5 protein-coding genes are annotated in these 12,274 nt (G+C 63.5%); all 5 read left to right on the plus strand.

The window, feature by feature from the left end:
- The first annotated feature begins 134 nt into the window (after nt 1-134).
- The 5 genes from rplJ to ACVWW6_RS24355 all read left to right on the plus strand — a co-directional run bounded on the left by rplJ (nt 135) and on the right by ACVWW6_RS24355 (nt 12,268).
- Nucleotides 135-653: a 50S ribosomal protein L10 gene (rplJ, locus tag ACVWW6_RS24335; RefSeq protein WP_011088161.1), complete on the plus strand. Its 519-nt coding sequence runs from the start codon at nt 135-137 to the stop codon at nt 651-653.
- A gap of 54 nt (nt 654-707) precedes the next feature.
- The gene (rplL, locus tag ACVWW6_RS24340) at nt 708-1,085 is read left to right on the plus strand and encodes a 50S ribosomal protein L7/L12 (protein ID WP_011088160.1); all 378 of its coding nucleotides are present in this window, start codon (nt 708-710) and stop codon (nt 1,083-1,085) included.
- A 483-nt stretch (nt 1,086-1,568) separates the two neighbouring features.
- On the plus strand, nt 1,569-5,687 hold the full coding sequence (gene rpoB, locus ACVWW6_RS24345) for a DNA-directed RNA polymerase subunit beta (protein WP_011088159.1): 4,119 nt from the start codon (nt 1,569-1,571) through the stop codon (nt 5,685-5,687).
- A gap of 131 nt (nt 5,688-5,818) precedes the next feature.
- Nucleotides 5,819-10,015: a DNA-directed RNA polymerase subunit beta' gene (gene rpoC, locus ACVWW6_RS24350; RefSeq protein ID WP_028171390.1), complete on the plus strand. Its 4,197-nt coding sequence runs from the start codon at nt 5,819-5,821 to the stop codon at nt 10,013-10,015.
- Nucleotides 10,016-10,207: 192 nt separating this feature from the next.
- Entirely contained in the window at nt 10,208-12,268 is a 2,061-nt protein-coding gene (locus ACVWW6_RS24355) for an FAD-dependent oxidoreductase (protein WP_456681495.1), read from the plus strand.
- The last annotated feature ends 6 nt before the right edge of the window (nt 12,269-12,274 follow it).

Raw genomic sequence — 12,274 nt, forward strand, 5'->3', positions numbered from 1 at the left:
GGGCAGGCTTTGAATTGTCGTCTTGCCCGGCGTGTCCGAAGGGTTTGCCCCCTGAGGTTCAGGTTTGGGCGGGACGATGGGTGCAACCCGGCGGTCCCGCTTTCGCGATGACCGCCAACCGGAAAGAGCTTGCTGTGGAACGAGCGGCAAAAAAAGAAGCGGTCGAACAGCTCAATGGGGTCTTCAAGACCACGAGCGTCGCGGTCGTTGCTCAATATTCCGGCCTCACCGTCGCCCAGATGCAGAAGCTGCGCCAGCAGATGAAGCAGGCGGGTGCCTCGGTGAAGGTCTCGAAGAACCGTCTCGCCAAAATTGCTCTTGAAGGCACTGACGTCGTTGCCATCGGCCCCATGCTGAAGGGACCGACCGTGATCGCCACTTCGAACGATCCGGTAGCGGCGCCAAAGGTCGCCATCGAATTCGCCAAGGCGAACGAAAAGTTCGTCATCGTCGGCGGCTCGATGGGGAAGACCGTCCTGAATGTCGACGGCGTGAAGGCGCTTGCCTCGCTGCCGTCGCTTGACGAACTGCGCGGCAAGATCGTCGGCCTGATTGTGGCCCCGGCGACCAAGCTCGCTCAGCTCGCCAACGCGCCCGCGGGCAAGCTCGCGCGTGTCATCCAGGCTCATGCCTCAAAGGGCGAAGCGGCCTGACGCCCTTCGCAAAACTCAAACCCGAACCAGACTTACACGTAAGGAAACTGAACAATGGCTGACTTGCAGAAGATCGTTGACGACCTCTCGAGCCTCACCGTGCTCGAAGCTGCCGAACTCGCGAAGCTCCTCGAAGAGAAGTGGGGCGTTTCGGCTGCCGCGGCTGTCGCCGTGGCTGGCCCGGCTGGTGGTGGCGCTGCCGCCGCTCCGGCGGAAGAGAAGACCGAGTTCACGGTCGTCCTCGCCAGCGCCGGCGAGAAGAAGATCGAGGTCATCAAGGAAGTTCGCGCCATCACCGGCCTCGGCCTGAAGGAAGCAAAGGACCTCGTCGAGGGCGCGCCGAAGCCTGTCAAGGAAGGCGTGAACAAGGACGAAGCCGAGAAGATCAAGGTCCAGCTCGAGAAGGCTGGCGCGAAGGTCGAGCTCAAGTAAGCAACGCTTACTGGCGCGAGATCCCGGGCGAGCATCAGCTAAGCCCGGGATCTTGGTCCACCCTCGCGAGGGTGGGCCGGATGCAAAAGGCGTGCGACGGAACGTCCCGACGCGGGCCGAACACGAAAAAGTGTGGGGATTTGAGGGTTTACCTCTCGAATCTGCACTATTGTCGCCCCATATCGGGTCGGCAGCACGAAAGCGCGGTGGGCAGGGATGCGGGATTTCCCTGTAAGCCGTTGGGAGAGCAGGCTATTTCGGGCTTTTGCAGTCCGTGAAGACAATCGTTGTGACGGGCGGGCGTGCCTATGCGCCCCGCGCGTCGTTTTGCGTTTTGAAGGTCTGAAGAACAGATTCAGGACATGACGGCCTGAAACTGGACTTTTGGTCCCCAAAACGGGTTCGAAAAATTCAACCCGGGGAGCGGCGGCAGCTGCGTCCTGGACGGCGCGCCCAGAGCGGGCGACGAAATGAGAGGCCACGATGGCGCAGCAGACATTCACCGGTCGCAAACGCGTTCGCAAGTTTTTCGGACACATCAAGGAAGTCGCCGAGATGCCGAACCTCATCGAGGTTCAAAAGGCGTCTTATGATCAGTTCCTGATGGTCGACGAACCCCAGGGCGGGCGTCTCGACGAGGGTCTGCAGGCGGTGTTCCGCTCGGTGTTTCCGATCTCCGACTTCTCGGGCACCTCGATGCTGGAATTCGTCCGCTACGAGTTCGAGCAGCCGAAGTATGACGTCGACGAGTGCCGCCAGCGCGGCATGACCTTCGCGGCGCCCCTCAAGGTGACGCTGCGCCTCATCGTGTTCGATATCGATGAGGAAACCGGCGCCAAGTCGGTGAAGGACATCAAGGAGCAGGACGTCTACATGGGCGACATCCCGCTCATGACGATGAACGGCACCTTCATCGTCAACGGCACCGAGCGCGTCATCGTCTCGCAGATGCACCGTTCGCCCGGCGTGTTCTTCGACCACGACAAGGGCAAGACGCATTCGTCGGGCAAGCTGCTGTTCGCCGCCCGTGTGATCCCGTATCGCGGCTCCTGGCTCGACATCGAGTTCGACGCCAAGGACATCGTCTATGCGCGTATCGACCGTCGCCGGAAGATTCCGGTGACGTCGCTGATGTTCGCGCTCGGCCTTGACGGCGAGGCGATCCTGTCCACGTTCTACAAGAAGATCCTCTACAAGCGGACCAAGGAAGGCTGGCGCGTTCCGTTCGACGCCAACCGTTTCCGCGGCTACTCGACCATCAACGACCTGATCGACGCCGACACCGGCAAGGTCGTGCTCGAGGCCGGCAAGAAGCTCACCGTCCGTGCCGCCCGCCAGCTCCAGGAGAAGGGGCTGAAGGCGCTGCGCCTGTCGGATGAGGAGCTCGTCGGCAACTACCTCGCCGAGGATCTCGTCAATCCGAAGACCGGCGAGATCCACGCCGAGGCCGGCGAGGAGATCACCGACAAGAACATGAAGGCCCTCAACGAGCAGGGCTACAAGGAGCTGCCGCTGCTCGACATCGACCACGTCAATGTCGGCGCCTACATCCGCAACACGCTCTCGGCCGACAAGAACATGACGCGCGAGGACGCGCTGTTCGACATCTACCGCGTGATGCGTCCGGGCGAGCCGCCGACGCTGGATTCGGCGCAGGCCATGTTCCAGTCGCTGTTCTTCGACGCCGAGCGCTATGACCTCTCCGCGGTCGGCCGCGTCAAGATGAACATGCGCCTCGACCTCGATGCGCCGGACACCCAGCGCACGCTGCGCAAGGAAGACATCCTCTCCGTCATCAAGACGCTGGTGGACCTTCGCGACGGCAAGGGCGAGATCGACGACATCGACCATCTCGGCAACCGCCGTGTGCGTTCGGTCGGCGAGCTCATGGAGAACCAGTACCGTATCGGCCTGCTGCGTATGGAGCGCGCGATCAAGGAGCGCATGTCCTCGGTCGACATCGACACGGTCATGCCGCAGGACCTGATCAACGCGAAGCCCGCGGCTGCCGCGGTGCGCGAGTTCTTCGGCTCCTCGCAGCTTTCGCAGTTCATGGACCAGACCAACCCGCTGTCGGAGATCACCCACAAGCGCCGCTTGTCGGCGCTTGGACCGGGCGGTCTGACCCGCGAGCGCGCCGGCTTCGAGGTGCGCGACGTGCATCCGACGCATTACGGCCGCATCTGCCCGATCGAGACGCCGGAAGGTCCGAACATCGGCCTGATCAACTCGCTCGCGACCTTCGCGCGCGTGAACAAGTACGGCTTCGTCGAGACGCCGTACCGCAAGGTCAAGGACGGCCGCGTCACCGACGAGGTCGTGTACCTCTCGGCGATGGAGGAGGGCCGCTACACGGTCGCGCAGGCCAACGTGCCGCTCGACCCGAAGGGCCGCTTCACCGAAGATCTCGTGGTCTGCCGTCACGCCGGCGAAGTCTTGCCGGTGACGCCGGACAAGGTCGACTACATGGACGTGTCGCCGAAGCAGCTCGTTTCGGTCGCCGCGGCGTTGATCCCGTTCCTCGAGAACGACGACGCCAACCGCGCGCTGATGGGCTCGAACATGCAGCGCCAGGCGGTGCCGCTGGTTCGCGCCGAGGCGCCGTTCGTCGGCACCGGCATGGAAGGCGTCGTTGCCCGTGACTCGGGCGCCGCGATCGCGGCGCGCCGCTCGGGCGTGATCGACCAGATCGACGCCACCCGCGTCGTGATCCGCGCCACCGAAGATCTCGATCCGACCAAGTCGGGCGTCGATATCTACCGGCTGATGAAGTACCAGCGCTCCAACCAGTCGACCTGCATCAACCAGCGTCCGCTGGTGAAGGTCGGCGACATCGTCAAGAAGGGCGACATCATCGCGGACGGTCCGTCGACCGATCTCGGCGAGCTCGCGCTCGGCCGGAACGTGCTGGTCGCGTTCATGCCGTGGAACGGCTACAACTTCGAAGACTCGATCTTGCTCTCCGAGCGGATCGTGAAGGAAGACGTCTTCACCTCGATCCACATCGAGGAGTTCGAGGTGATGGCCCGCGACACCAAGCTCGGGCCTGAGGAAATCACCCGCGACATTCCGAACGTCTCGGAAGAAGCGCTCAAGAACCTCGACGAAGCCGGTATCGTCTACATCGGCGCGGAAGTGCGCGCCGGCGACATCCTGGTCGGCAAGATCACGCCGAAGGGCGAAAGCCCGATGACGCCGGAAGAGAAGCTCCTGCGCGCCATCTTCGGCGAGAAGGCCTCCGACGTTCGCGACACCTCGCTGCGCGTTCCTCCGGGCGTGCAGGGCACGATCGTGGAAGTGCGCGTGTTCAACCGCCACGGCGTCGACAAGGACGAGCGTGCGCTGGCGATCGAGCGGGAAGAGATCGAGCGTCTGGCCAAGGACCGCGACGACGAGCAGGCGATCCTGGACCGCAACGTCTACAACCGTCTTGCCGAGCTCCTCGAGGGGCGGCAGGGCATTGCGGGTCCGAAGGGCTTCAAGAAGGACACCAAGATCACCCGCGCGGTGCTCGAGGAGTACCCGAAGTCGCAGTGGTGGCTGTTCGCGTCGCCGAACGACAAGCTGATGGCCGAGATCGAGGCCATGCGGAAGCAGTACGACGAGTCGAAGAAGGGGCTCGAGCAGCGCTTCCTCGACAAGGTCGAGAAGCTTCAGCGCGGTGACGAATTGCCGCCCGGCGTGATGAAGATGGTCAAGGTCTTCGTCGCCGTGAAGCGCAAGATCCAGCCCGGCGACAAGATGGCCGGCCGCCACGGCAACAAGGGCGTGGTGTCGAAGATCGTGCCGATCGAGGACATGCCGTTCCTCGAAGACGGCACGCATGCCGACATCGTGCTCAATCCGCTCGGCGTGCCCTCGCGCATGAACGTCGGACAGATCCTCGAGACCCATCTCGGCTGGGCTTGCGCCGGCCTCGGCAAGCGCATCGGCCAGACGGTCGATGCCTACCTGTCGAAGCAGGACATCAAGCCGCTGAAGGAAACCTTGAAGAAGGTCTACGGCGAGGACGAGACGATCAAGTCGCTCAACGACAACGAACTGATCGAGCTCGGCCACAATCTGAGCCGCGGCGTGCCGATCGCGACGCCGGTGTTCGACGGTGCCAAGGAAGCCGACATCGAGGAGATGCTGAAGCTTGCCGGTCTCGACGCTTCGGGTCAGTCGACCGTCTATGACGGCCGCACCGGCGATCCGTTCGATCGCAAGGTGACGGTGGGCTACATCTACATGCTCAAGCTGCACCATCTGGTCGACGACAAGATCCATGCGCGTTCGATCGGTCCGTACTCGCTCGTTACCCAGCAGCCGCTGGGCGGCAAGGCGCAGTTCGGCGGCCAGCGCTTCGGCGAAATGGAGGTGTGGGCGCTCGAGGCTTACGGCGCGGCGTACACGCTCCAGGAGATGCTGACGGTGAAGTCGGACGACGTCGCCGGCCGCACCAAGGTGTACGAGGCGATCGTGCGCGGCGACGACACGTTCGAGGCCGGTATTCCGGAATCGTTCAACGTGCTGGTCAAGGAAATGCGCTCGCTCGGCCTCAACGTCGACCTGCACAACTCCAAGATGGGACCGGCGCCGACGTCGGAAGCGGCCGAGTAATTCGACCTTTCATGCCCGGCCTTTAGCGGCCGGGCATCGGTGCCCCTTCCCAATGCCTTGAGGGCAGGGCGCCCCGCTTGAGTGATTTTCGAATTTGCGGCCGGAGGCGACCGGCACGCGAGGAGAAGACGATGAACCAAGAAATTATGAATCTCTTCAATCCGACGACTCCGGCTCAGGTCTTCGACCAGATCCGGATCTCGATCGCGTCTCCAGAGAAGATTCTGTCCTGGTCCTACGGCGAGATCAAGAAGCCGGAGACCATCAACTACCGTACCTTCAAGCCCGAGCGCGACGGCCTGTTCTGCGCCCGCATCTTCGGGCCGATCAAGGACTACGAGTGCTTGTGCGGCAAGTACAAGCGCATGAAGTACAAGGGCATCATCTGCGAGAAGTGCTCGGTCGAGGTCACGCTGTCGCGCGTGCGGCGCGAGCGCATGGGCCATATCGAGCTCGCAGCCCCGGTCGCCCACATCTGGTTCCTGAAGTCGCTGCCCTCGCGCATCGGCCTCCTGCTCGACATGACGCTGAAGGATCTCGAGCGGATCCTCTACTTCGAATACTACGTCGTGCTGGAGCCGGGCCTCACCGCGCTGAAGGACCGTCAGCTGCTGTCGGAAGACGAGTATCTGAAGGCGCAGGACGAGTACGGCCAGGATTCCTTCACCGCCATGATCGGCGCCGAAGCGATCCGCGAGCTGCTCAAGGGCATGGACCTCGAGAAGCTCGAGGCCTCCTTGCGCGTCGAGATGCAGGAGACCGACTCCGACATCAAGCACAAGAAGCTCGCAAAGCGCCTGAAGATCGTCGAAGCGTTCCGCCACTCCGGCAACAAGCCGGAATGGATGATCATGACCGTGGTTCCGGTGATCCCGCCGGACCTGCGTCCGCTGGTGCCGCTGGACGGCGGCCGCTTCGCGACCTCGGACCTCAACGACCTCTACCGCCGCGTCATCAACCGCAACAACCGCTTGAAGCGGCTGATGGAGCTGCGCGCGCCCGACATCATCATCCGCAACGAGAAGCGCATGCTTCAGGAAGCGGTCGATGCTCTGTTCGACAACGGCCGCCGCGGCCGCGTCATCACGGGCGCCAACAAGCGCCCGCTGAAGTCGCTCGCCGACATGCTCAAGGGCAAGCAGGGCCGCTTCCGCCAGAACCTGCTCGGCAAGCGCGTCGACTATTCGGGCCGTTCGGTGATCGTGGTCGGTCCCGAGCTGCGCCTGCATCAGTGCGGCCTGCCGAAGAAGATGGCGCTCGAGCTGTTCAAGCCGTTCATCTATTCGCGGCTTGACGCCAAGGGCCTGTCCACCACCGTGAAGCAGGCCAAGAAGCTGGTCGAGAAGGAGCGGCCCGAGGTCTGGGACATCCTGGACGAGGTGATCCGCGAGCATCCGGTGCTGCTCAACCGCGCGCCGACGCTGCATCGTCTCGGCATTCAGGCGTTCGAGCCCGTGCTGATCGAGGGTAAGGCGATCCAGCTGCATCCGCTGGTCTGCGCCGCGTTCAACGCCGACTTCGACGGCGACCAGATGGCCGTGCACGTTCCGCTGTCGCTTGAAGCGCAGCTGGAAGCGCGCGTCCTGATGATGTCGACCAACAACATCCTGCATCCCGCGAACGGCCAGCCGATCATCGTGCCGTCGCAGGACATCGTGCTCGGTCTCTACTACGTCTCGATCATGCGCGAAGGCCTGCCCGGCGAGGGCAAGATCTTCGGCGACATGGCCGAGCTCGAGCACGCGCTGCACGCGAAGGTCATCCACCTCCACACCAAGATCAAGTATCGGTGGCAGGGCATGGACGAGACCGGCAAGGTCTCGACGCGCTGGATCGAGACCACCGCGGGCCGCGTCATGCTCGGCAACCTGCTGCCGAAGAACCCGCGGATTTCGTACGAGATCATCAACAAGCTGATGACCAAGCGCGAGATCTCGGGCGTGATCGACCAGGTCTATCGTCACTGCGGCCAAAAGGAGACGGTGATCTTCTGCGACCGCATCATGGCGCTCGGCTTCTACAACGCGTTCAAGGCCGGCATCTCGTTCGGCAAGGACGACATGGTCGTGCCGCACGGCAAGTGGAAGATCGTCGACACCACCCGTACGCTGGCGAAGGACTTCGAGCAGCAGTACAACGACGGCCTGATCACCCATGGCGAGAAGTACAACAAGGTCGTCGACGCCTGGTCGAAGGCCACGGAAGAAATCGCCAAGGCGATGATGAAGGAGATCTCCGCCACCAAGAAGACGGCGAGCGGAGCCGATGCCGACATCAACTCGATCTACATGATGGCTCACTCCGGCGCCCGCGGTTCGCCGGCCCAGATGCGCCAGCTCGCCGGCATGCGCGGCCTGATGGCCAAGCCGTCGGGTGAGATCATCGAGACGCCGATCATCTCGAACTTCAAGGAAGGCCTCTCGGTGCTCGAGTACTTCAACTCGACCCACGGCGCCCGCAAGGGCCTCGCGGACACCGCGTTGAAGACCGCGAACTCGGGCTACCTGACCCGTCGTCTCGTCGACGTTGCGCAGGACTGCATCATCACGCAGGACGACTGCGGCACCAAGCTCGGCATCAAGATGCGCGCCATCGTCGATGCCGGCACCGTGGTCGCTTCGCTCGGCTCGCGCATCCTCGGACGCACGGCCTGCGAAGACGTGCGTGACAGCTCGGGCAAGGTGATCATCAAGCGCGGTACGCTGATGGAAGAGAGCCACCTCGATGCCATCCACCAGGGTGGCGTCCAGGAGGTGAAGATCCGCTCGGCACTGACCTGCGAACTCGTCAACGGCATCTGCGGCAAGTGCTACGGCCGCGACCTCGCCCGCGGCACGCCGGTCAACCACGGCGAAGCGGTCGGCGTCATCGCGGCGCAGTCGATCGGCGAGCCGGGCACCCAGCTCACCATGCGCACCTTCCACATCGGTGGTGCGGCGCAGCTCAACGAGCAGTCGTTCGTCGAATCCAACTTCGACGGCAAGATCGTGATCCGGAACAAGGCCATCGCCCGCAACAGCGAAGGCCACCTGATCGCGATGGTGCGCAACATGGTGGTGGCGATCGTCGATGCCGACGGCACCGAGCGCGCGACGCACCGTATCCAGTACGGCTCGCGCCTGCACGTCGACGAGGGTGACATGGTCAAGCGTGGCCAGCGCATCGTCGAGTGGGATCCCTACACCCGTCCGCTGCTCACCGAAGTCGAAGGTACCATCGGCTTCGAGGATCTGGTCGAGGGGCAGTCGATCTCGGAAACGCTCGACGAAGCCACCGGCATCGCCAAGCGCGTGGTCATCGACTGGCGCTCGACCCGCGGCGGCTCGGACCTGCGTCCGGCCATCGTGGTCAAGGGCAAGGACGGCAAGGTGCTCAAGCTCGCCCGTGGCGGCGATGCCCGCTACATGCTGTCGGTCGACGCCATTCTCTCGGTCGATATCGGGGCCAAGGTTGCGCCGGGCGACATCCTCGCCCGTGTCTCGACCGAAAGCGCCAAGACGCGTGACATCACCGGCGGTCTGCCGCGGGTGGCGGAACTGTTCGAGGCACGTCGTCCGAAGGATGCGGCGATCATCGCCGAAATCGCGGGCACCATCCGGTTCGGGCGCGACTACAAGAACAAGCGTCGCATCTCGATCGAGCCGATGGACAAGACCGACGAGCCACGCGAGTACCTGATCCCGAAGGGCAAGCACATCCACCTTCAGGACGGCGACGTCGTCGAAAAGGGCGACTTCATCGTGGAAGGCAACCCGGCGCCGCACGACATCCTGGCGGTCAAGGGCATCGAGGAACTCGCGGCCTATCTGGTCAACGAGATCCAGGAGGTCTACCGGCTCCAGGGCGTGCTCATCAACGACAAGCACATCGAGGTGATTGTCCGTCAGATGCTCCAGAAGGTGGAAGTCACCGACCAGGGCGACACGGACATGATCTCCGGCGAGCAGGTCGACAAGATCGAGTTCGACGCGCTCAACGAGAAGGCCAAGGAAGAGGGCAAGAAGATCGCCACGGGGACGCCGGTTCTGCTCGGCATCACCAAGGCGAGCCTCCAGACCCGCTCCTTCTTCTCGGCGGCCTCGTTCCAGGAAACCACCCGCGTCCTCACGGAAGCGGCGGTCAACGGCAAGGTCGATCCGCTCGAAGGCCTCAAGGAGAACGTCATCGTCGGCCGGTTGATCCCGGCGGGCACCGGCGCCTCCATGGCCAAGATCCGCGAAGTCGCGATGAAGCGCGACAAGCTGATCCTGGACGAGCGCGAGAAGCAGGCGGCCGTCGTGTCGCCGGCGCCGGAAGCGGAGCTTCCTGCGCTGCCGCCTGCGGAATGATCGTTCATCCGTAGGAATACCGAGGACAATGAAAAGGCCGGTGCAAGCCGGCCTTTTTGCTGCTTTGTTTCCCTGTTGCGGTGCAGGATCAACCTTTGTTCATCTTTCCTTCAGGCGTAAAAGCGCTTCTGCTAGGGGAGTTTAGACCGGTGGTCCCGTGACGGGGGCAGGGCCGGAGACCACGGAACTCACATGCTTGATCTCGCAATCGTAGGCGGCGGCCCCGGCGGGCTGATGAGCGCCTGGTATCTGAAGCGTAAGCTCGGCGACCTCTGCCGCGTCACCATCTACGAGGCGTCCGATCGGCTCGGCGGCAAGATCGTCACCCGCAAATTCGATTCGGCGCCGGCGATGTACGAGGCCGGCGTTGCCGAGATCTACGACTACTCGATGACCGGTCCGGATCCGCTGCGCGAGCTGATCCAGCATTTCGGGCTTCAGACCATTCCGATGGATGCCGAGCAGGTGCAGTTCGGCGGCGAGCTGCTGAACGACGTGCCGGGCATGCGCCGCAAATATGGCGCCAAGACCGCGGCCGCGATCGAGGCGTTCCGCAAGCGCTGCACCGAGGCGATGTCGCCGATCGAATATTACGAGGGCGTCGGCGCGCACGACAACGAGAATCCCTGGGCCTACAAGACCGCCGAGCAGGTGCTCGACGAGGAGGTCGAGGACGAGACCGCAAAGCGCTTCTTCAAGGTGATGGCGCGCTCCGACATCGCGACCGAGAGCCACAACACCAATGGCCTCAACGCGCTCAAGAACTACCTGATGGATGTCGACGGCTATATCGGCCTCTATTCGATCCAGAACGGCAACGAGCAGTTGATCGAGTGCCTGCAGTCGGAGGTCAATGCCGACATCCAGCTCAATCACCGCGTGCTCGCCGTCGGCAAGGCGCCGACCGGCCGCTATCAGCTCAAGATGATGAACGGCAAGGGGCCGGAGACGCGCGATTTCGATCTCGTGCTGGTCTGCCTGCCGCATTCCTGGCTCGCGACCATGGGCTGGGAAGGCGAGCAGCTCCGCAAGTCGATGGTCAAGCACGTCTCGTATTTCGACCGTCCGGCGCATTATCTGCGCGTCTCGATCCTGTTCGACACGCCGTTCTGGGGCGACAAGATTGCCGGCGCCTGGTTCATGTCGGAGGCCTTCGGCGGTTGCTGCGTCTACAACGAGGGCGCGCGCCACGACGTCGGCAAGCACGGCGTGTTGAACTGGCTCATTCCCGGCTCCGACGCGCTGGCCTTCGCCAACCTGTCGGACCAGGAGTTGATCGACGCCGCGCTGAAATCGCTGCCGGCCTCGCTCGGCGATGCGCGCGCGCATTTCATGGAAGGCAAGATCCACCGCTGGCTGTCGTCGGTGAACGCGATTCCCGGCGGCCTGCCGGTGCGCGACGTCATGACCAACCACCGGCCCGAGCCGAAGGAGCATCCCGGCATCGTCGTGGTCGGCGACTATCTGTTCGACTCGACGCTGAACGGCTTGCTCGACTCCTCGGACGCGGCGACCGACATTATCCTCACCGAGATGATGCGCCTGCGCCGCGAGCGCGCGCAGGACGACAAGCCGCTCTCCGACAGGATCGATCGCGACTATTTCGAGAACTATCGCGGCCTCGGCCCCTATAGCGAGGCATGGCGCCATTTCACCGATCCCGATTACCTCACCAAGCTGATCGGTATCGTCTGGGGCAAGGCCAAGGGCGCGAAGCTGCTGATCGCGGGCTCGGCCAGTGGCGAGCTGGTTGGCGCGCTGCGCGAGCGCGGCATCGATGCCTTCGGCATCGAGAACAACCGCGCCATCCACGCCAAAACGCCGAAGGCGCTGAAGAAATACAACAAGCTCGGCTCGATCACCGACATGCCGTTCAAGGACGGCGCCTTCGACTTCGTGTTCGAGACCAGTCTTTGCCACGTTTCCCCGAAGCAGGTAGTCCGCGCGATCCGCGAGCTCAACCGCGTCGTCAAGACCGGCCTCGTGTTCGGCTCGATCACCTCGGACATGGCCTCGGCCGTGATCGACCGCTACGACCTCCTGCGCGGGGTCAAGAAGCTCGGCACCTGGTGGGAATGGTCCGAACTGTTCTTCGGCAATGGGTTCGATCTGTCGATGCACCGCAGGGACTGCACCGATGCGCTCTGGGAGGCGACGCTCGCCGCCAACAAGGGGCCGGGCCAGTGGTATGCCGACGCCGACAGTCTGCGCTACTCCTTCTTCGACAAGGTCGAAAGCGAGGACGACGACTAGCCGCAA

The organism is Bradyrhizobium sp. USDA 3311 (genome assembly GCF_054062495.1).